This window comes from Endozoicomonas sp. Z74 (assembly GCF_057680865.1).
This window is the reverse complement of record NZ_JBLYZI010000043.1, coordinates 1-20337: the sequence shown is the minus strand read 5'-3', so window position 1 is coordinate 20337 and position 20337 is coordinate 1. Positions and strand designations below refer to the sequence as shown.

Annotated in this window: 18 protein-coding genes; 10 read left to right on the top strand and 8 right to left on the bottom strand. The window is 51.3% G+C overall.

Features of this window, described 5'->3' with window-relative positions; translation table 11 throughout:
- Positions 1–4: 4 nt before the first annotated feature.
- Complete coding sequence (gene msrB / locus ACNRUY_RS13705; protein ID WP_488112206.1) at positions 5–433, bottom strand: peptide-methionine (R)-S-oxide reductase MsrB; 429 nt, start codon at positions 431–433, stop codon at positions 5–7.
- Positions 434–919: 486 nt separating this feature from the next.
- On the opposite strand from msrB, the gene ACNRUY_RS13700 reads away from it, so the two are divergent.
- Positions 920–2137, top strand: a complete 1218-nt coding sequence (locus ACNRUY_RS13700; RefSeq protein WP_488112205.1) for a pyridoxal phosphate-dependent aminotransferase — start codon at positions 920–922, stop codon at positions 2135–2137.
- Here the strand turns inward: ACNRUY_RS13700 and ACNRUY_RS13695 are convergent.
- Positions 2115–3704, bottom strand: coding sequence for an ICP22 family protein (locus ACNRUY_RS13695; protein ID WP_488112204.1), 1590 nt, complete (start codon positions 3702–3704; stop codon positions 2115–2117). The two genes, ACNRUY_RS13700 and ACNRUY_RS13695, sit on opposite strands and share 23 nt — an antisense overlap.
- Before the next feature lie 630 nt (positions 3705–4334).
- Here ACNRUY_RS13695 and ACNRUY_RS13690 point away from each other — a divergent pair.
- The 5 genes from ACNRUY_RS13690 (at position 4335) to ACNRUY_RS13670 (ending at position 7996) form a co-directional block, all read left to right on the top strand.
- A complete protein-coding gene (locus tag ACNRUY_RS13690) occupies positions 4335–4799 on the top strand; it encodes a hypothetical protein (RefSeq protein WP_488112203.1) in 465 nt (154 codons plus the stop codon).
- Positions 4800–4907: 108 nt separating this feature from the next.
- Entirely contained in the window at positions 4908–5795 is an 888-nt protein-coding gene (gene htpX / locus ACNRUY_RS13685; protein ID WP_488112202.1) for a protease HtpX, read from the top strand.
- 283 nt (positions 5796–6078) lie between these two features.
- Positions 6079–7227 (top strand): ribonuclease D, encoded by a 1149-nt coding sequence (gene rnd / locus ACNRUY_RS13680; protein ID WP_488112201.1) that lies wholly within the window; start codon positions 6079–6081, stop codon positions 7225–7227.
- Positions 7224–7547: a YcgL domain-containing protein gene (locus ACNRUY_RS13675; protein WP_488112200.1), complete on the top strand. Its 324-nt coding sequence runs from the start codon at positions 7224–7226 to the stop codon at positions 7545–7547. Before rnd ends, ACNRUY_RS13675 begins: the two co-directional genes overlap by 4 nt.
- Entirely contained in the window at positions 7544–7996 is a 453-nt protein-coding gene (locus ACNRUY_RS13670; RefSeq protein WP_488112199.1) for a YcgN family cysteine cluster protein, read from the top strand. Before ACNRUY_RS13675 ends, ACNRUY_RS13670 begins: the two co-directional genes overlap by 4 nt.
- Here ACNRUY_RS13670 and ACNRUY_RS13665 read toward each other — a convergent pair.
- Positions 7993–8571: a nitroreductase family protein gene (locus ACNRUY_RS13665; RefSeq protein WP_488112198.1), complete on the bottom strand. Its 579-nt coding sequence runs from the start codon at positions 8569–8571 to the stop codon at positions 7993–7995. The two genes, ACNRUY_RS13670 and ACNRUY_RS13665, sit on opposite strands and share 4 nt — an antisense overlap.
- 191 nt (positions 8572–8762) lie before the next feature.
- On the opposite strand from ACNRUY_RS13665, the gene ACNRUY_RS13660 reads away from it, so the two are divergent.
- Positions 8763–10202 (top strand): adenylate/guanylate cyclase domain-containing protein, encoded by a 1440-nt coding sequence (locus ACNRUY_RS13660; RefSeq protein WP_488112197.1) that lies wholly within the window; start codon positions 8763–8765, stop codon positions 10200–10202.
- Between the two features lie 30 nt (positions 10203–10232).
- Here ACNRUY_RS13660 and ACNRUY_RS13655 read toward each other — a convergent pair whose 3' ends face one another.
- A complete protein-coding gene (locus ACNRUY_RS13655) occupies positions 10233–10865 on the bottom strand; it encodes a hypothetical protein (protein ID WP_488112196.1) in 633 nt (210 codons plus the stop codon).
- A gap of 607 nt (positions 10866–11472) precedes the next feature.
- Here ACNRUY_RS13655 and ACNRUY_RS13650 point away from each other — a divergent pair.
- Positions 11473–12120, top strand: coding sequence for an endonuclease/exonuclease/phosphatase family protein (locus ACNRUY_RS13650; RefSeq protein ID WP_488112195.1), 648 nt, complete (start codon positions 11473–11475; stop codon positions 12118–12120).
- Between the two features lie 78 nt (positions 12121–12198).
- Here ACNRUY_RS13650 and queF read toward each other — a convergent pair whose 3' ends face one another.
- From queF to ACNRUY_RS13630, 4 genes are all read right to left on the bottom strand, one after another.
- Entirely contained in the window at positions 12199–13089 is an 891-nt protein-coding gene (gene queF / locus ACNRUY_RS13645) for an NADPH-dependent 7-cyano-7-deazaguanine reductase QueF (RefSeq protein ID WP_488112194.1), read from the bottom strand.
- Between the two features lie 3 nt (positions 13090–13092).
- Complete coding sequence (locus tag ACNRUY_RS13640; RefSeq protein ID WP_488112193.1) at positions 13093–13908, bottom strand: ABC transporter permease; 816 nt, start codon at positions 13906–13908, stop codon at positions 13093–13095.
- Between the two features lies 1 nt (position 13909).
- Entirely contained in the window at positions 13910–14839 is a 930-nt protein-coding gene (locus ACNRUY_RS13635; RefSeq protein ID WP_488112192.1) for an ABC transporter ATP-binding protein, read from the bottom strand.
- Positions 14840–14978: 139 nt separating this feature from the next.
- Complete coding sequence (locus tag ACNRUY_RS13630; protein ID WP_488112191.1) at positions 14979–15887, bottom strand: TIGR01777 family oxidoreductase; 909 nt, start codon at positions 15885–15887, stop codon at positions 14979–14981.
- A gap of 295 nt (positions 15888–16182) precedes the next feature.
- Here ACNRUY_RS13630 and exaC point away from each other — a divergent pair, with 295 nt between their 5' ends.
- Both exaC and ptsG read left to right on the top strand, forming a co-directional pair.
- Positions 16183–17700 (top strand): acetaldehyde dehydrogenase ExaC, encoded by a 1518-nt coding sequence (gene exaC, locus ACNRUY_RS13625; protein WP_488112190.1) that lies wholly within the window; start codon positions 16183–16185, stop codon positions 17698–17700.
- A gap of 874 nt (positions 17701–18574) precedes the next feature.
- Positions 18575–20008 carry a PTS glucose transporter subunit IIBC gene (gene ptsG, locus ACNRUY_RS13620; RefSeq protein WP_488112189.1) on the top strand — a complete coding sequence of 478 codons (1434 nt, stop codon included), beginning with the start codon at positions 18575–18577 and terminating at the stop codon, positions 20006–20008.
- Positions 20009–20337 lie beyond the last annotated feature (329 nt).

The window sequence follows — 20337 nt, the reverse complement described above, 5'->3', positions numbered from 1 at the left end:
CCTGTCACGAACGTTCATCCTCAAACTTCATGGCCACAGAATTAATGCAGTAGCGCAGCCCCGTTGGCGCAGGACCATCGGGAAAAACATGGCCAAGATGGGCATGACAGCGGGCACACAGCACCTCAGTGCGAACCATACCCAGACTCGTATCTTCTTCGGTGAGGATCGATTCACTGTCAATCACGTCAAAAAAGCTGGGCCATCCACAACCCGCATCAAACTTCACTTTTGAGGCAAACAGGGGCTGATCACAACAGACACAATGATAAACCCCCTCTTTGTCATAAAACGCATACTTGCCCGTATAAGGAGCTTCCGTGCCTTTAAGGCGACATACCTGGTATTGCTCTTCAGTCAACACTTCGCGCCACTGTGCTTCTGTTTTTTTTATGGTCATGCCATCAACCCGGTTAAGCTGAATAGAGTACATGTGCGCCACCCATTCTGATTAAAACGCGGGGTGGCTTTTACCCTCACCCAAACCCTCTCCCAAAGGGAGAGGGCTTCAAAAGCTTGCACCATCAAACTCCTTCTCCCCTGGGAGAGGGCTTTAAAAGCCTGCACCATCAACCCCCTCTCCCTCAGGGAGAGGGCCGGGGTGAGGGAAAACGGTAACATCAAAACCAGCTACCAAAGCCTCGGTACAACTTTTACAAGTCTCCCCGGCATCGCCGGGACGGGGGGTTACCTTATGATTAATTAACAGCGCTATCTTAATGCAGCGCCTCTCTTCCAGCCAACCTCTCAGGTGAGTGGTGAAATCAAATGGTTGAGGTGATCATCAGTATCGGCTTTTTGCTGGCAGGTTGATGACAGACAGTGCAAGCCATGAAAGTTCCATTCATAATACAGACTTAAGCAACTTTCTGCCTGCCAGGGTCACCAGCACCGGAGCGGTATCAATGAGAGATAGAACATGAGGGAAGTGGAAAAATCAAGCAAACTGGACAACGTCTGTTATGACATTCGCGGTCCGGTGCTTCGTGAAGCACGAAGGCTTGAGGAAGAGGGGCACCGGGTAATCAAGTTGAACACCGGCAACCCTGCCGCCTTTGGCTTTGACGCCCCGGAAGAAATCATACAGGACGTGATTCGTAATCTACCCCAGTCTCAGGGCTATTGCGATGCCAAAGGGCTGTTTTCTGCCCGCAAGGCGATTATGCAGTACTGTCAGCAAAAGCAGTTTCCGGACATTTCCCTCGACGATATCATCATTGGCAACGGCGTCAGTGAACTGGTGGTCATGACCATGCAGGCATTGCTCAATAATGGCGATGAAATGCTGATTCCCGCCCCGGACTATCCCCTGTGGACAGCGGCGGTCAACCTCTCTGGTGGCAGGGCAGTTCATTATCGCAAGGATGAACAGTCGGACTGGTACCCTGACATTAACGACATCCGCAGTAAAATCACCGCCAAAACCCGGGGCATTGTGGTGATCAACCCCAACAACCCGACGGGTGCAGTGTACCCAGAAGCGGTTCTGAAAGAGATCATTCAGCTGGCCCGGGAACACAATCTGATCATTTTTGCTGACGAAATTTACGACAAAATTCTTTACGAAGATGCCGAACACACCGCACTGGCCTCTCTGGCTCCCGACGTCCTGTGCGTCAGCTTCAATGGACTGTCCAAGTCTTACCGGGCAGCGGGTTTTCGGGCTGGCTGGCTGGTTGTTTCAGGTCCTCGTCATCAGGCCAAGGGGTATCTCGAAGGGCTGGAGATGCTGGCGTCCATGCGACTGTGTTCCAATGTTCCTTCCCAGCATGCGATCCAGACTGCCCTCGGGGGCTACCAAAGCATTAATGACCTGGTGCTGCCCGGTGGACGACTGCTAGAGCAACGCAACAAGGCCTGGGAAATGCTGGACCAGATCCCTGGCGTCAGCTGTGTCAAACCCAAAGGGGCGCTTTATGTTTTTCCCCGCCTCGACCCGAAGCGTTACCCCATTGTTGATGACGAGAAACTGGTTCTGGATCTGGTACTTCAGGAGAAGGTCCTTCTGGTTCAGGGTACCGCCTTTAACTGGCCGGAACCGAACCACTTAAGAATCATTACCCTGCCAAGAACAGAAGAACTGGAGGAGGTGATGACCCGGCTGGAGCGTTTCCTCAGCGGCTATCGTCAGAAATAAGCTCTTGTGAAACCGTTGTATCCAGAGCTCTCGGTACAACGGTTATGATTTCGTCCTCAGCGGTTTCATAGCCGTCTTCATCTGCCGTCCAGTATTCCTCATTATCGGAGTGATAGTCTTCAGGGTTTTCTGGCATGTTCAGATGTTCAACGACTGTATCATCGGGCTCTCCTACTTCCTTATACCCGAAATCAGAACCCGCTGTTCTTTCCGGCACTTCCAGCGGCTCAGAGCCAATGTCACTGAGCGCTTCTGTCTCCTCATTTCCTGAATCAGACCCGACTGTGCTTTCTGGCATTTCCAGCGCTTCAGAGCCAGTGTCACTAAACGCTTCTTCGCCCTCATTTCCTGAATCAGACCCGACTGTGCTTTCTGGCATTTCCAGCGCTTCAGAGCCAGTGTCACTAAACGCTTCTTCGCCCTCATTTCCTGAATCAGACCCGGCTGTGCTTTCTGGCATTTCCAGCGCTTCAGAGCCAGTGTCACTAAACGCTTCTTCGCCCTCATTTCCTGAATCAGACCCGGCTGTGCTTTCTGGCATTTCCAGCAGGTCAGAGCCTGTGCCACTGAGCGCTTCTGCCTCCTCATGCCCTGAATCCGTTCCAGCGGTACTGTCTGGCCTCTCCAGGCAATCAATTTCAGCATTAATGACAGACTGAACCACTTCCCCATCACTTTCCCCAGAGCTTTTCTCCTGGCATACCGCAGGAATGAATGACGGCGCATCCACAGACAGCTTTGATACCGAGGCAACAAAAGGCGCAACAGGCGCTTCAGAAACTGTTGAAACAGCTTGCACATTTACAGCTGGAATAAATAAGGGAGCATGTGGATTGAGGTTCTTACATTCCCGCTTCATAGATGGGTCAAACGGAAGTGCATCCACAGACAATCGGGATACCGTGGCTGGTTTAGATGCAGCTGATGGATCAGGCTCTGATGAAGAAACATGCGCACTGGCAGCCGGTATAAATAAGGAGGCATCTGGATTGAGGCGGCTCTCCGCTTTCAAATACTGGTCGATCATCTCAACAAGCCTGGCCCTGCGCTCCTCTCCAAATGATCTGCAGTTCTTTTCTTCAGGGGACACTGTGAAAGAAGCAGGTTTAAATTCAGCTACCGCGGGATTAAGTCTGGGGTCAAGGCTGTGGCTGATACCAGAAGCGTCACTATTGTCCAGGCAGCCTGGCTCTCCCATATCGATACCCTCATCGTCTGAACTGTCGCAACACTGGTTGCTTCCAGAGAGGTCAAAGAGCTCACTTTCCAACATGTTTTCCACAATATCAGACTGCAGGTTTTCCTCAGGTTCTGCCACCTTCAGGCCATACTTATCATAAATGTCATTACCCACAGCGTATAACAGGTACTTATAGGCATCTTTTCCAGCAAGGGCGTACCTTTTTGCCAGTGTTGAAAGCAGTGCACGACACTGCTTTTTTTCCGCCAGGGTAAATTGGTCCACAACGCTTCGGTATTGATAGCACTTTTGGCTGAGCACTTCACAAAGTCGTGCAGGAGACTCCACTCCAGGGGGAATGAATCCAAGCGCTCTGAGACCCTCCATCACCGCTTTATCAAGATGATTGCAATGGAAACTAAGACCCTGTTTCAGACGCTGAATACACGTAATATTTGCGTCTGAAAGAAGGTCAATCATGGCCATATAACTTGCCCATGCCCTGATTTGGCAGCGCCGCGCTGTATTTTTCCGGTCATAACCTGTGACAGCGCTTTTACCAAAACACGTTTTGTTCACCTCCGACTGCAGACAGGACCTTTGCCATAACAGCCTTGGTGCAACAACCTCTGGACGGGAATAGTCAAGGCCTGATGAGGGGTGCACCCAAATGGTTACCCCGGATACAGCACCTGATACCCTGACGTTCAGCCCTTCAGTACCGGGAGGAGGCATTATTATTGCCGGGGGTGGGTATAAGCAGTTACCGGTATACAAAAGAATATCCTTTTCCAGTTATTTCTGTTTACTCCAATCAACCGGAGCGATCACTCATCCGATACTTTGACGCTTCTTGTTTGCAAAAAGTTTCAAGCTCTGACCATTCTGTCAGTCATATTGTCAATGCGTTCAGGAACAAACTCCGTTTGACAGGCCCCGTTAGAACCGGGCATTGTCTATGAAATATCTACCAGGTGGCCGCTGTAGCGCCTCCAGCCTGTATGCAACGGATGATTTATGGCCGATATTCACATTGACGAGTTCTATCATGACTGTCTCAAAATTCTGGGACAGCTCTACAACAGCTTTCCCCGCCTGACCACCCTCTATGTTGATGACATCACCACCGGTGCCGGTACCGATGAATACGGCATCCCCAACCGTCGCCATAAAGCCTGTTTTGATGCCATGCTCTGGCTTGCCTCAGAGGGCTATCTCCGTTATCAGGACAGAGTCCGCCAGGATGCCCTGGATCAGGTCACCCTGACCGAAAAAAGCTTCCTCAGGCTCAGCCACTCTCTGACAATTCCCCAGGAAACCCTGCCCCCTACGGAAAAAGAACTGCCCGAAATCGTCTCTCAGAAACGCTCCACTCTGGCCTGGCAGGTACGTGAAGCGCTTCAGGACGGAGGCAGCAAGGCCATCACCCAGGCGGCAAAAGCGTTCTTCTACTTGTCAGACCCGACTGTAAACAGGGTGTAAAATGCATCTCCCTCACACCACCCGGCGTTGAAATGATCAAGTGCTGACTTTATATACACCTTCATCACAACAATTCCGCCGCAAAAGGCGATGAGGTTACCCATTACAATGAAGAGAATCCTGCTGTTCCTGGCCACAAACATGGCGGTCATCGCTCTGGCCAGCATCACGTTGAATATACTCGGGGTGGGCAGCTACCTGGATGCCCAGGGCCTGAATCTGGGCCCCCTTCTGGTGTTCTGTGCAGTATTTGGCTTCGCCGGCTCCTTTGTCTCCCTGTTACTGTCCAAAACCATGGCCAAAATGGGAACAGGCACCAAGGTGATTGAACAGCCCCGGAATGCCCAGGAACAATGGCTGATGACAACGGTTCAGGAACTTTCTGAAAAAGCCGGTATCGGCATGCCGGAGGTGGGAATATTCCACTCCCCGGAAGCCAATGCCTTTGCCACCGGCTGGAATAAAAATGCTGCACTGGTCGCCGTCAGCCAGGGGCTCCTCGACCGCTTCAGCCCCAGCGAGGCCCGAGCCGTCATTGGTCATGAAATAGGCCATGTGGCCAACGGTGATATGGTAACCCTGAGTTTGATTCAGGGTGTAGTGAACACCTTTGTGATGTTCTTTGCCCGGATCATCGGTTATGCAGTGGACAGTTTCCTTCGCCGGGACAATGATGAAGGCGGAGTTGGCCTTGGGTTTTACATCACCAGCTTTATTGCTGAGATTGTTCTTGGTTTTCTGGCCAGCGCTATTGTCATGTGGTTTTCCCGTCAACGGGAATTCCGGGCCGATGCCGCCGGGGCACAGCTAGCCAGCCGCCAGGATATGATCTCGGCACTGGAAAGGCTAAGATCCGAGTACGAAGCGCCCAGCGCCATGCCCGCCACCATGACCGCTTTCGGTATTCGCAGTGGTGTTCGCAGTGGCCTGGCAGCCCTGTTCACCAGCCACCCGCCCCTGGAACAACGGATTCAGGCGCTTCAGAACTTGCGCTGAATCATCGGCGCTTTATCCTCCCGATACCGTCCTTACATTGGACGGTATTACCAGAAGACTGTCGGCGAGAGGCAGATGGCCATTCCGGATTCTGAAGACAGAAATACGCTGCTGTTTTCACAACCTGGAACCACTGCCTCATAGCGCTTCCGGCAAAACCACAACTTACATCTGCAACCCCGTTTCTACAAACTTCTGCCAGCCAGCTACAATTTTCTGACTGACCGTTTGGGCATCCGCTGCACAGTCTTTATAATGATGTTTTTTATAAGAACGTTTTGTTATGCCCCTGACCTACCCGGAGCCTGTCTGGATCGATAACAACCAGACACTTGACCACTACTGCAGAGAGTGGTCCACCCTGGATTCCATAGCCCTGGATACGGAGTTTATCCGTACGGATACCTTTTACCCCCAGCCAGGCCTCATTCAGATAGGGACAGCCTCCCAGGTTTTTCTGATCGATCCCCTTACCATCGACCAATGGCAACCGTTCAAGGATCTGCTGGAGCATCCGGGCACGGTGAAAATTCTTCATGCCTGTAGTGAAGACCTGGAGGTATTCAAACTCTTGACCGGAACCGTGCCCTCCCCTCTGTTTGACACCCAGCTGGCGGCCGCCTTTGCCAACCTCGGGTTTTCCCTGGGGTATCAATCGCTTCTGAAACAGCTGCTGGATATCAATCTTCCCAAGGATGAAACCCGCTCAAACTGGCGACAACGCCCCCTGACAGATGCCCAGGTTCGATACGCTTCCCTTGACGTCACCCACCTGCTGGAGGTCTATGGGCAGCTGTTGAAACGGTTATCAGGCCAGCCTCAGAAGGACTGGCTGCTGGAAGACTGCACAGCCCTGACCCGGAATGTTCTGGGTGATGATCCTGAAAATGCCTATAAAGAGGTCAAACGTGCCTGGCAATTGCGCCCACAGCAGCTTGGCGTGTTGAAGGCCCTGTGCATCTTCAGGGAAGGAATGGCACGCCGGGCCGATGTTCCCAGGAACCGGGTGATCCCCAAGGGCAGCCTCTGGCCTCTGGCCTGCTACCAGCCGGACAACAAAAACGCTCTGAAAGGCATTCAGGATATGAAGCCCTCGGTGATCCGCAGCTATGGCGATCAACTTCTGGCCATCATCAAAACCAGTTCACAGCAGCCCAAAGAGCAGTTACCGGCTCCTCTGCCTTCCCCCCTGCCCAAGTCCGCCAGGGAGTATGGCAAAGTGATTAAAAAGAGTCTGACAAAACAGGCCCATACCCTGGAGCTCCCCGTAGAATTACTGCTACCCGGAAAAGTGACAACGCCTATACTGCGCAACTGGCTGACAACAGGCCGGTTTGTATTACCAGAGTCCGTTACAGGATGGCGTCGTGAAATCATTGGCCAGCCCCTGGTTAATCACCTGAATCAACTGGATCAAAAGGCCTCCCCATGAAGACCTTGATAAAAAAAAGCCTGGTATCGGTATTCAAGAGCCCAAAGCGGGAAGAGATGTATCTTTATCTGGCTAAAAACGGCAACCCATCAACCACCTTTGACCCTGTGCCAACAGCGCTCAAGGAAGCCTTTGGAAACCCGGTCCACGTGTTTGACCTGCTGCTGACCCCAGAGAAAAAACTGGCCAGGGCGGATGCGGACAAAGTACTCCAGGCACTGGAAGAACAGGGCTTTTATCTGCAAATGCCCCCGTCTGAACAGGATGACTACACCATCCGGCTGCCGGACGAACTGCTGAGCATAAACGACCCCGTATGAGTACCGATCCTTTCTGGCTGCATAAGTCCCTTCAGGAGATGACCTCCTCCGAATGGGAAAGCCTCTGCGACCGTTGTGGTCGCTGCTGCCTTCACAAGCTCGAAGATGAAGACTCCGGTGACGTCTATTACACATCCGTAGCCTGCAAGCTGCTGGACACCCATAGCTGCCAGTGCACGGATTACCCCCACCGGAAACAGAAAGTCCCCGGTTGTACGTTGTTAACCATCAATGATCTTGCACATTTTCACTGGCTGCCATCCACTTGCGCCTATCGATTAATCAGCGAGGGCAAGCCTCTGCCACACTGGCACCCCCTGATATCAAAATCACCGGAGTCCATTCATCAAGCCGGGATTTCCATCAGGGGCCTTGCCTGCTCAGAACTGGATATTGAGGAGGACGAACTGGAGGACTTTATCATCCCCCTGAGGGAAGTTAACGCTTAACCGGTCCACGAAGATACGTACTCACTCACCTCCAGAGCGGGTATTTTCTTTTTTGAGCCCGACGGGGTTCCAAGATAAATAAAACCCAGCAACTGTTCATTACTCTCAAGCCCGAGGCCACTGTGCATATGGGGGCTATAACAGACCGTTCCTGTTCTCCAGATAGCTCCCAGCCCCTGGGCATGAGCCCCCAGCAAAATGGATTGAACCGCAGCACCAACGGACAGCTGTTGTTCGATTTCCGGAACCTTTGGATGCTCCTGTACCCGGCATATTGGCAGTATCAGCGTGGGAGCCCTGAGTGGCAGACCACGAAAACGATCCAGAGCCTCACTGGAAAGATCGGGTTGCCCTTTCTTAGCGGCCTTTGCCATCAATTCACCCAGTAAAGCACGGGCCTCTCCGGATACTGTCAGAAATCGCCAGGGTCGTAACCGGGCGTGATCCGGCGCTCTGAGCGCCGCCGAAAACAGCAGTTTCAGCTGTTCATCCGTAGGCCCGGGAGTCGCCAGAACAGGGCTGGAGACCCTTTCCATCAACAACTCTATCCCATCCATATGCACCTCAGTATTCATCAAGCCTGATTATGTAAATTCTATAAACGGCGGTTGATCTCTTAAACCGAAACGGTAATATCATAAAGCATTTTCAGACCGCCCAAGGGAATCAGAAGTCAGATGTCTACTATAAGAACAGATACTGATGATAACAACCAGGCTGTGTGTATTTTCCGATGTTGAGACCGTGACCTGATGACCCAATCCCTATGCAGCTGACCACCCCGCCCACAAATACCTCGAACCAATGCCAGCAGGTTTCCCCAAGAACCATCGCCTATTGGGTGGTTGCTACGGCCATGGCCTACAGCCTGGCCAACCAGTACCTTCCCGCAACCCACCTGTTTATCATTGCATATTTATTTCTATTTCCAGTCACCAGCTGGGCCATCATCCGCCGGTTCACCCAGAATAAGACCAGACGCAGTATCACTTTCCTGTGCCTGGACGCACTCAATGTGGGGGCCCTGGTCACCATAACCAGCTTTCCCCTGGTGGGCAGCATGCTGTTGGCCATGATTCTGTTGAGTACATCTCTTTATCTGTTTGGGCTCGTGGGCATAGGGCTGGTTCTACCCCCGGCCCTGACCGCAATGATTGCCAGCCACTTCTTTGTCCCTGTGCAGACATCACCGGTAACCGCCTCCGATGCCACCTTTATCAGCCTTCTTGGTGCCACTGTCTATATGGGGTTTCTGGCACTGAATCTGAGAAAAAGAGAGAACGATTTCAGAATCATCCAGGACAACGCCCGGCAGCAGAAACTCCACTACACCCGCCTGGCCAGCAGCCTTTCAAAATACCTGTCTCCCCAAGTGTGGGAGTCTATTTTTTCCGGCAGGCGCAGCGTCAAACTGGAAAGCCAGCGCAAGAAAGTGACCGTTTTTTTCTCTGACATCAAAGGCTTTACTGATCTGGCTGAAGAGCTTGAACCTGAAGCTCTGACCGACCTGCTGAATACCTATCTCAATGATATGTCCCGCATTGCGCTGAAACATGGCGGCACTATTGATAAATTTATCGGTGACAGCATCATGGTCTTTTTTGGCGACCCGAAAACCAGAGGCCCAAGGAAGGATGCCCTGGCTGCGGTTTCCATGGCCATTGAGATGCAAAAGCACATGCAGGTGCTGCGCAAACAGTGGTCTGACAAGGGGATTGAAAGCGCCCTGAAAATTCGTATTGGTATCAACACAGGGTATTGCACGGTGGGTAATTTTGGCGCCGAATCCCGTATGGACTATACGCTGATCGGCCGTGAAGTGAACCTGGCCAGTCGGCTTGAAAGCTCCGCAAGGCCAAACCAGGTTCTCCTGTCCCACGAAACCTGGTCCCTGGTTCGGGATGTCATCCTCTGCCGGGCAATGGGTGACATTCAGGTCAAGGGATTCAGCCGCCCTATTCCCACCTACCGGGTCATTGACCTGCGTCGAAACCTGGGTGCCCAGAAGAGTTACTTTGAACATGAGGCCAGAGGTTTCTCTCTCAGCCTTGATACCAATGGCATTAATGAAGAGGAGCGCAAGAAGATCATTCTTACGCTGGACGAAGCCACCCGAAAACTGAAGCGGGATCAGCTTCCCTCCACGGCAAAGCCTGCTACCAGGAAAGCCACTACGGGCAGAGGCACCCATCAGGGCAGCCGTTGAAGAGTTTTCGTCGGATCAATCTCAGAAACACTACCAATAGACAGACTCTGTGTCTGAATCATCATGAGCATCAGTCCCAATGCCAGAGTCGCTATCTGTGAGTTCATCCATCCTACAAGGATCACCAACAAAGGGAGACTCCCATCTCCCATCGGAGATCCGATGATGTTGAGACTGGTCACTATACCCTGAAACCCTCTGCTGACTGGCCTCCCGGGAAAACCAGGTTGCCTTACCCCCAACTTTATAGCAACGGACACCCTCCCAAACTGCACCCACAGCCGCAGTATAAGGAGCTGTTTTTAACAACAATGGCCAGGTCACCAAGACAGCGCCACAGGCACACCATTTACCAAATGTGGAGCCAATCTCTGCAAGCTTGATAGAATATTGGTTAATACTTCTGGACTGAAGCGGGTTGTCAGGGCTACGAAATTTATTGGCCAGGCCAATCGCTCCTTTGCAAACTGCACCTACGGGGAGCCCAACTACTCGACCAAAAGCATAACCAGCTGCCTTTCCCATGATCACCTGCAACCTGAAAGGAGCCAAGGCTCCGTTATAAGCACCGGCAATAATACCAGCACCTACTGCCGAGGCGGTCCTCATCGCCTGGCAGAAGCTATTATCAAAAGCGGTCTGCCCTACTGTCATCGCTGTCATATTTTCCTCCTTGATGGACACCACGGACAGCCCCCTTCAACCTTAACCCGCATATTGCATGAAGTGTCGAGCTTATCGCTCTGCTATTTTTTCGGCTGACACATTTTGTCGACACATTCATGCTCATTGCCTGGATTTGTCGACAAAATGCTGTCATGGCGGAAAAAGAGCTAGCGACAAGCCGACGAGCGTCCCTATGACAAATTGTCTTTTTACGCTTTTCTCCTCCCCCCCCTTGAAAGACGTGGGATAATCGCTTTTTTATAGCGGCTTCATGCAATATGCGGGTTAAGACTCCTCCACAAGCTGAGGCGATATCAAAGCTTCCATAAGATAATCGTATTGTAAAGCCAATCGTTCCATGACCTCTCCTCTTAACCCGATTCCAAAAGGCGATCATCATACTAATGTCTAACAAAGGAGAATGGCCTGACCATATCGTTAGCAAAACTGACACATCAAGCTATTTTGAGCCCCTTCAACGCACTTTGGCTTCTTGCAGTGAATGAAGTGCTTTCAAAAAAGAAGGGCTTTCGACCATTAGCTAATTCCTGAATCAAAGTTAAACACATACTCTCAGGCTAACCATCAACCAGGAAGGCTAACCATGATATTAAAAATTGGAACATGGAATACACAAGGAAGCCCAACCAGCAGCCCAGATAAGCTGAAGGAATTCAAATACCTTGCAAACAAGTGTGATGTACTTTGCCTTCAGGAAGTGGGCCCTGCGACTAAACTTAAACAGTTGAAGGATAGCCTTTCTGATCACACATTTTACTTTCAACCCCAGGCTGGTGCATTAAACGAACGATGCACAACAGCCATTGTGATAAAAAACAAAATTGCCCTTAGCAAATCAACAAGTCAATCATTCTTGAGTATGTCTTGCGGGCGAAGTGCCATAAGCGTTGCTACTAAAACCCCCTTAATTGTTGCCAGTATTCACTGCACAGCTGATGGAAAAGCCATGGATAGATCGCTTGCCATGAGAGCCATATACCGGGCCAACAAAAAATCTCCTATCTTCCTTGCTGGAGATTTCAACTGCGAAACCAGTAAAAACAAGTTAAATTGTGGCTCACAAAAAAGACCGGTTATATTCAATGTCAACCGATCAAAGCAGGCGACCCACAGGAAAGGCAAAGAGCTCGATTACTTCTTAACTCGGGGAACAACAGAAATATCAACAAACCTCAACCCAATGAAAACCTCTGATCATGAGGCCGTGATAACCGATATCGAAACCCCATGATACATGTTGATACCAAAGTCAAAAGCCTGCCTGTTTCACAACAAGCTTTATCCATCGGGCACGATTGAGGATAGAGTTTTATTGCCGGATAAACCGAAGACAATCAGGCCGGGCTGCCAGGGTACTCCGCCAGGGGTTGATATCCAGTCCCCCCCGCCTCAGGTACTGGGCATACACCGTTAGCTCTTTAATGCTGAATCTGGCCCGCAAATCCATAAACACCCGCTCAACACACTGCTCATGAAACTCCTGATGGTTTCGAAAGGAACAGATGTATTTCAGGAAAGCACCATGATCAATGGCTTCTCCCTGATAACTGACCACCAGGGTTCCCCAGTCTGGCTGACCCGTCACCGGGCAGTTGGACTTCAGCAGGTGGGTATTGATGGTTTCCGTTTTCTCACTGCTGCAACCAGGGTCTCGGGACAACAGGTCCGGCTCATACTGATAGCAATCTACCACAATGTCCTGCTGGTCAATATTGATCCCGGGAGCATGATCAAAGCCACGGGCCTGAAACGCCTCAACGGTCATCAATGTCACGGTTAAAGGCGCCCTGGCCACCTTGCTCAGGTCTTTTTCCAACAGGTCTCTCACCTGCTCATCACTGGCAAAGTGAGACTGATTGAACGAGTTCAGATACAGCTTGAAAGACTTGGACTCAATCAGGCATTCCGATTCACAGGGCAATTCAAACTGGGCCACCCTGACCACCGGCTTGCCGGAGGGGTTTAACCAGGAAAGTTCATAGGCATACCAGAGGTCCCGCCCCTGAAAAGGCAGGTCTCCATGAATGCCCAGGGCTTCCCGCTTGGGTTGCCTCTGAATCGGATAAAGCAGGCCAGGATCATATTCCTGCTTGTATTCGCTGGCCTTCCCCAGGGGTGAAGCGTGCAGCGCTTCTTCCTGGGCACATTCCTGATTACTTTTTTGATCCGCTTTTTGATGACTCATCAAAACATCACTCATACATCAACTTCTCAGGCCCCGGCCCGTTTTCAACAGGTAAAGGCTGTATGCCCCTGCCAGCAAAATCGCCAGCAGCATCATGGCAAATGACCAGCCAATATCAATCCCCCCGGCCTCTCCCAGCAGGCCGTAACGGAACGTATTGACCTGATAGAGTATGGGATTAAGCATGGACAGTTTTTGCCAGAAGGCGGGCAGGATTTCAATGGAATAAAACACCCCTCCAAGGTAGGTCATGGGCGTAAGAACAAAAGTGGGAATAATGGAGACATCATCAAACTTCCGGGCAAAAATTCCGTTAATAAAACCACCCAGGGAAAACAGGGTAGCCGTCATCACCACCGCCAGCAGAGTGGCCAACAGATTATAGACGTCAATCTTCACGAAAAAGAGGCCCAGGGCCATTACAATGGCACCGGTAATCACACCCCGCGCCACACCTCCAAGCACATACCCCGCCAGAATGATCCAGTCCGGCACCGGAGACACCAGCAGTTCCTCAATACTCTTCTGGAACTTGTTACTGAAAAAGCTTGATGCCACATTACTGAAGCTATTAGTGATCACTGACATCATCACCAGCCCGGGCAGCACATAGGTCATGTAACCAAACCCGCTCATGGTGCCAATACGGGAACCGATCACCGCTCCGAAAATCACAAAATAGAGCACCATGGAAATAGCTGGCGGCAACAGAGTCTGGGGCCAGATCCGCATAAAGCGGCGGACTTCCTTGGCAAAAATAGTCTGAAAAGCAACCCAGTGGTACCGGTATTCAGCAAAATCACGGGCAGCAGACTGTGGATTCACTCCTGACATTTTACTCCTTTTCCCCCCGGGTCATGTTCACAAACAGCTCCTCAAGCCGGTTGCTTTTATTTCTCATACTGGCCACTTCAATTTTGAAATCACTGAGCTGGCGAAACAGGTCATTCACTCCCTTGTGTTTATCCACCTCAACCTCAAGGCTGCTATTGTCCACTTTACGAACCTTGTAGCCCGCAAATGTAGGCAGGGCCTGCACCGGCTCGCGCAAATCCAGCACAAAACTCTCTTTCTGAAGACGGTTGAGCAGCGCTTTCATGGTGCTGTTCTGGACAATCTCCCCCTGGTCAATAATCGCAATATTCCTGCACAGCTGCTCCGCTTCTTCCAGATAGTGGGTAGTCAGGATGATCGTAGTGCCCTGTTCATTAATCTCCTGGATAAACTCCCAGAGGCTGCGACGCAGCTCTATATCGACCCCGGCGGTGGGTTCATCGAGAATCAGCAACTCGGGTTCATGGATCAGAGCCCGGGCAATCATCAGTCGGCGCTTCATCCCGCCGGACAACATCCGCGACTGAATGGACCGCTTATCCCAGAGCCCCAGTTTTTTCAGATAATGATGAACCCTGGGACGTGCCCGCCCGGCGGAAATACCATAATACCCGGCCTGGCTGACGAGAATATCTTCCACTTTCTCAAACTGATTAAAGTTGAACTCCTGGGGAACCACTCCCAGTGATCGCTTGGCCTGCACCAGCTCCCGTTCAATATTGTGGCCAAACACAGAAACCGACCCGGAAGACTTCCGCACCAGGGAGGAAATAATGCCGATGGTGGTGGACTTGCCTGCCCCATTGGGCCCCAGTAGAGCAAAGAAATCCCCGGAAGACACGGTCAGGTCAATGCCTTTCAAGGCAACAAATCCATCGTCGTAGACTTTTGTCAGATTGGATATGGCCAATGCCTGGCCAGAGCTGTTCAAGATAGTTGTCCTCAACCCTGAGAGTACGGTTAGTCAAACGCCCTATATTATTATATTTTTGAATTTAAAATAATTTTTAATGCTTAAAACGGCTATCAAAAATACTGAAGTACCCACCAGGAAGCTCAACGGACTCCCACTAAGTGGCAGCAATAAGTGAAGAGAGCGCCTCTTTCAGGCTGGGGTATTGAAACTCAAAACCGGACTGAAGCAGCCGCTCCGGGATAACCGCCTGACCTTCCGTCAAAAGGCTTGCGGACTCACCCAGCGCCAGCTTGAGAGCAAAAGACGGTGTTCTGATAATCCCGGGACGACATAATGCTGATGCCAGCTCCCGGGCAAACTCCTGATTGCTCACGGGTACCGGGGCTGTAGCGTTGTAGACGCCCCTGGCGTCAGGCTGCTGGACCAGATAACGCAAAATAGCCACCATGTCATCCCGGTGAATCCAGGACATCATCTGCTGCCCGTCACCAATAGGACCTCCCATCCCCAGCCGAAAAGCCGGCAGCATTTTCTGAAGAGCGCCTCCCTCCGGGTGAAGAACGACCCCCGTTCTGACAATGCAGGTACGCACTCCCAGCGCTTCCCCCCTTTTGGCCACCTGCTCCCAGCGAGTACAGAGCGATGCAGCAAAGCCTTCTCCCGGCCCTGCCTGCTCGTCCAGCCGGACATCAGACGGATGACTTCCATAAAAGCCAATGGCAGAGCCACTGATCAGACAACCGGGACGACTTTCCATCCGCTCAATCAAATCCACCAGTTCAGAAGTGGTACCCACACGGCTTTCCAGTAGCACCGCTTTTCTTGCAGGGCTCCACCGGTGATCCATAATGCCTTCACCCGCAAGATTGACCACCCCATCAAAATAGACTGAAGGGTTTACCGCTGAAAGGGAAGTGATGTGCTGAACACTGTCTGTGAGGACTTTTTTGACCTCCCTGGCATGCTGACGACTCAGAACATAAACCTGATGTCCATCTTCTAGCCAGTCTCTAACCAGTCGTTGCCCAATAAACCCGGTTCCTCCAGTAATCAAAAATCGCACGGTTTGCACCCCATTAGGCCGATCTTTTCACAGCATACTAAAGCCTGTAATTCCTCCGCAAACTGCGACCAGAGAGCAAGCCCGCTCATTTGAGTGAAATCCTTGACAGCCACACCCCAAAAGAAACACTATGTAACACTAAATAAATAGATATTTACAAAACATACACCCAAATAGATAACAAAACCCAGTCAAATCAACCAGCCATTCAGAAACCATTAAGCTTTGTCTTCTATGATTCACCCAGTCAGACGACAAACGTCCGGCAACATCATCAACCAACCAGGCACTCTGCATGATCTATCAGAATCCAGGCGACACAGACTCACTGATTAAATTTAAACGCAGGTATGAAAACTACATTGGAGGACGCTGGACAGCTCCCGTCAAAGGACAGTACTTTGAAAATATCACTCCAGTAACCGGAGAGACCTTCTGCGAAGTTCCCCGCTCAACCAGTGAAGACATTGACCTGGCTCTGGATGCAGCACACGCTGCGAAGTCTGCCTGGGGAAAGACATCCGTCACCACCCGTTCCAACCTACTACTGAAGGTGGCTGACCGAATCGAAGAAAACCTGGAAGCCCTGGCTGTTGCCGAAACCTGGGATAATGGTAAAGCGGTTCGGGAAACCCTGGCTGCTGATATCCCCCTCTCCGCAGACCACTTCCGTTACTTTGCAGGCTGTATTCGTGCACAGGAAGGCTCAACGGCCGATATCGATGAGCACACGGCTTCTTACCACTTCCATGAGCCTCTTGGTGTTGTTGGCCAGATCATTCCATGGAACTTCCCTCTGTTGATGGCCGCCTGGAAGCTGGCCCCTGCCCTGGCCGCAGGTAACTGTGTCGTACTCAAGCCTGCTGAACAAACACCGGCTTCCATCCTGGTACTGATGGAGTTAATTGGAGACCTGTTCCCTGCAGGTGTCATTAACGTCGTTAATGGTTACGGTCCAGAAGCAGGAGAAGCGCTCGCCACCAGTACGCGAATCGCCAAAATTGCCTTCACCGGTTCAACACCTACCGGCTCACATATCCTCAAGTGCGCCTCTGCCAACATTATTCCTTCGACGGTTGAGCTGGGCGGCAAGTCTCCCAATATTTATTTTGAAGATATCCTGAAGCAGGAAGACGATTATCTGAGCAAGTGCGTTGAAGGCACCGTGCTGGCCTTCTTTAACCAGGGTGAGGTTTGCACCTGCCCTTCCCGCGCCCTTATTCAGGAATCCATTTACGACGACTTCATGTCAATGGTGGTTAAGCGCACCCAGAGCATTAAACGAGGAAACCCTCTTGATACCGATACTCAGGTAGGCGCCCAGGCTTCCCGTGAACAATTTGACAAAATCATGGGATACCTAGAGCTGGGCAGGAAAGAAGGCGTAGAATTCCTTACCGGCGGACAGGCGGAAAACCTGGGGGGCTTTGAGAATGGCTTTTACATTCAGCCAACCCTGATGAAAGGCCGCAACAACATGCGGGTATTCCAGGAAGAAATCTTTGGCCCGGTCATTGGCGTCACCACGTTCAAAGATGAAGCTGAAGCCCTGGCCATTGCCAATGATACCGAGTACGGCCTGGGCGCCGGCGTGTGGACCCGGGATATCAATCTGGCTTACCGGATGGGCAGAAACATTGAAGCAGGACGCATCTGGACTAACTGCTATCACGCTTACCCAGCCCACGCCGCCTTTGGAGGCTACAAAAAGTCAGGCGTTGGACGTGAGACCCACAAAAAGACACTGGAAGCCTACCAGCAGACCAAGAATATTCTGGTCAGCTATGACACCAACCCTCTGGGCTTCTTTTAATCAACTCGACAACGACCCTGGGGTGGGGTAGCTCCAGGGTAACGGCTCCTTGCGTTACTCTAGCTCCTGCTTCCATGCAGTCGTACATTTCCAGGATACCGTCCATCCCTGGCCATACCCCGAGAATTGCTCCACGGTAACTGCTCCTTGCATTACTCTAGCTCCTGCTTCCATGCAGTCGTGCATTCTCGGGATACCGTCCATCCCGCCATACCCTGGAAATTGCTCCACGGTAACTGCTCCCGGCGTTACTCTAGCTCCCACATCCATGTGGTCGTGCATTTCCAGGATACCGTCCATCCCTGGCATACCCCAAGAATTGCTCCACGGTAACTGCTCCCGGCGTTACTCTAGCTCCCACATCCATGTGGTCGTGCATTCTCGGGATACCGTCCATCCCGCCATACCCTGGAAATTGCTCCTGCATTTCCAGGATACCGTCCATCCCTGGACATAAAAAAACCCGGGCTCCCTCAAACCCGGGTTTTACTGGCTGGCACTGATGAAGGCTCCCGCTTCTGTTTGTTATATCCCTTCTGGAGATAATGGACTGGTCTCAAGGATCCGGAGCAGGCTGTGAATTATTTTTTGGTACCTGCTCTCATTGATCTCTTTTACGGAGCCAATAATACGTAATACCCGACACGAATTTATTGATTTACATCAATTATTTTCGGTTTTTACCTATCCAACCCAAAATACTGCCCTTTCTACATTACACTCCCTTCTGGCCATCCTGATAAAACGTAAATTTACGTCTATCCTACAGAGCAACTCTACTTTCACATCCCGCCCGTTTTTTTTCATGAGTATCCAGAGGGCTGACGGGCTTATGCCTTGAAACCTCCTGGAGCTTCCTTCCGGAGTCACCTTCATGGTCAAGAGCGCATTCGGTACGCTGCAAAAGATTGGCAGGGCTCTCATGTTGCCTGTGGCCGTTCTGCCGGTTGCAGGCATCCTGCTAGGTGTTGGCAGCGCTGGTTTCTCATTCATCCCCGACCTTATCTCCAGCATCATGGCCCAGGCAGGGGGCTCGGTATTCGGCAATCTCCCGGTAATATTTGCCATTGGCACGGCCATCGGCCTCACCGAAAATGATGGCGTCTCCTCGGTTGCGGCCGTTGTCGGTTATGCCATCATGCTGGGCACCATGGGGATTATGGCTACCCAACTCGGGTTTGAGCCCAGCACTGTGATGGGCATTGACTCCATTGATACCGGCGTGTTTGGCGGCATCATTGTCGGGGTACTCGCCGCTGCCATGTTCAACCGTTATTACAAGATTCAGCTTCCCGAGTACCTGGGATTTTTTGCCGGTAAGCGCTTTGTTCCCATCGCCACTGGGGTTCTGGCCATTTTTCTGGGTGTGCTGCTTAGCTTCATATGGCCTCCGGTGCAATCCTTGATTGACGCCTTTTCCCAGTGGTCCGTTACTGAAAACCCGGTGCTGGCAGGGTTTATCTATGGCGTCATCGAACGGGCACTGATTCCCTTCGGATTACACCATATCTGGAATGTGCCTTTCCAAATGGAGATGGGAGAGTTTATTGATGCCTCCGGCAATGTTTTCACCGGTGACATTGCCCGCTTCTTTGCCGGTGACCCCACAGCAGGCTTCCTTGCCGGTGGCTACCTGTTCAAGATGTTTGGGCTTCCTGCCGCCGCTATTGCCATGTGGCACTGTGCCAAACCTGAAAACCGGGCCAAAGCGGGTGGTATCATGCTGTCTGCAGCACTAACCTCCATGCTGACCGGCATTACCGAACCCATTGAATTTTCATTCCTGTTTGTCGCCCCGGTGTTATATGGCATTCACGCCTTACTGGCAGGCCTGGCCTTTGCCATTACCAATTACCTGGACATCAAAATGGCCATGTCGTTTTCCAACGGCCTGATTGATTACGTTCTTTATTTTGGGATTGCCACAAAACCCATTTGGATCATTATCCTGGGTCTCGGTTATGCCGTGCTTTACTATGTGATTTTCAGGGTCGTCATCCTGGCCATGAATCTGAAAACACCAGGAAGAGAGGATGAGAGTGAAGCCGCAACACGGGTAGAACCGTCCAACGAGCTGGCCACCCACCTGGTTCATGCATTTGGAGGGAAGAACAACATCAAAAACCTCGACGCCTGCATCACCCGCCTCAGGGTAACGGTTAACCAGCCCGATGATGTCGATATTGATCGCATAAAGCAATTGGGTGCCACTGCGGTGGTCGTTGTAGGACAGAACATGCAGGCCATTTTTGGCCCCAGGTCCGATAACATCCGCACCGAAATGCAGGAAGCATTGAGATCGATGTGAACCCCAAAAAAAGGAGCATCACTGATGCCCCTTAACCGGGACAGAAGAGGATAATTCTAATTCACAGAAAGTATCCTAATCCTGAAGCCCCATGACCTCATCATAGCTTGGAGGTCGCGTGGAAAACGCGGCCTGAAATACGGCTCTCGAGTCAACTATCTTGAAAAACTCCGCTGCAAACATCTGCATCGATTGCCTCAGTTGCATTAGTTCAGATCTGATCTGACAATTCCCTCTTCAAAAAAGGGAAGGGTTACCGATTTAGATAGAGGGTGAAATCACTGAAATCTAAATCGTAAAAAGGTAACCCTTATGATTCATACTAATCA

What these genes read in the sequence shown, in the direction of transcription:
- ACNRUY_RS13660 (WP_488112197.1), top strand. Translation starts at nt 8,763, where the DNA reads ATGCAGCTGACCACCCCGCCCACAAATACCTCGAACCAATGCCAGCAG.
- msrB (WP_488112206.1), bottom strand. Translation starts at nt 433, where the DNA reads ATGTACTCTATTCAGCTTAACCGGGTTGATGGCATGACCATAAAAAAA.
- ACNRUY_RS13655 (WP_488112196.1), bottom strand. Translation starts at nt 10,865, where the DNA reads ATGACAGCGATGACAGTAGGGCAGACCGCTTTTGATAATAGCTTCTGC.
- ACNRUY_RS13665 (WP_488112198.1), bottom strand. Translation starts at nt 8,571, where the DNA reads ATGAATACTGAGGTGCATATGGATGGGATAGAGTTGTTGATGGAAAGG.
- ACNRUY_RS13640 (WP_488112193.1), bottom strand. Translation starts at nt 13,908, where the DNA reads ATGTCAGGAGTGAATCCACAGTCTGCTGCCCGTGATTTTGCTGAATAC.
- ACNRUY_RS13675 (WP_488112200.1), top strand. Translation starts at nt 7,224, where the DNA reads ATGAAGACCTTGATAAAAAAAAGCCTGGTATCGGTATTCAAGAGCCCA.
- ACNRUY_RS13650 (WP_488112195.1), top strand. Translation starts at nt 11,473, where the DNA reads ATGATATTAAAAATTGGAACATGGAATACACAAGGAAGCCCAACCAGC.
- exaC (WP_488112190.1), top strand. Translation starts at nt 16,183, where the DNA reads ATGATCTATCAGAATCCAGGCGACACAGACTCACTGATTAAATTTAAA.
- ptsG (WP_488112189.1), top strand. Translation starts at nt 18,575, where the DNA reads ATGGTCAAGAGCGCATTCGGTACGCTGCAAAAGATTGGCAGGGCTCTC.
- queF (WP_488112194.1), bottom strand. Translation starts at nt 13,089, where the DNA reads ATGAGTGATGTTTTGATGAGTCATCAAAAAGCGGATCAAAAAAGTAAT.
- ACNRUY_RS13695 (WP_488112204.1), bottom strand. Translation starts at nt 3,704, where the DNA reads ATGGAGGGTCTCAGAGCGCTTGGATTCATTCCCCCTGGAGTGGAGTCT.
- htpX (WP_488112202.1), top strand. Translation starts at nt 4,908, where the DNA reads ATGAAGAGAATCCTGCTGTTCCTGGCCACAAACATGGCGGTCATCGCT.
- rnd (WP_488112201.1), top strand. Translation starts at nt 6,079, where the DNA reads ATGCCCCTGACCTACCCGGAGCCTGTCTGGATCGATAACAACCAGACA.
- ACNRUY_RS13700 (WP_488112205.1), top strand. Translation starts at nt 920, where the DNA reads ATGAGGGAAGTGGAAAAATCAAGCAAACTGGACAACGTCTGTTATGAC.
- ACNRUY_RS13690 (WP_488112203.1), top strand. Translation starts at nt 4,335, where the DNA reads ATGGCCGATATTCACATTGACGAGTTCTATCATGACTGTCTCAAAATT.
- ACNRUY_RS13670 (WP_488112199.1), top strand. Translation starts at nt 7,544, where the DNA reads ATGAGTACCGATCCTTTCTGGCTGCATAAGTCCCTTCAGGAGATGACC.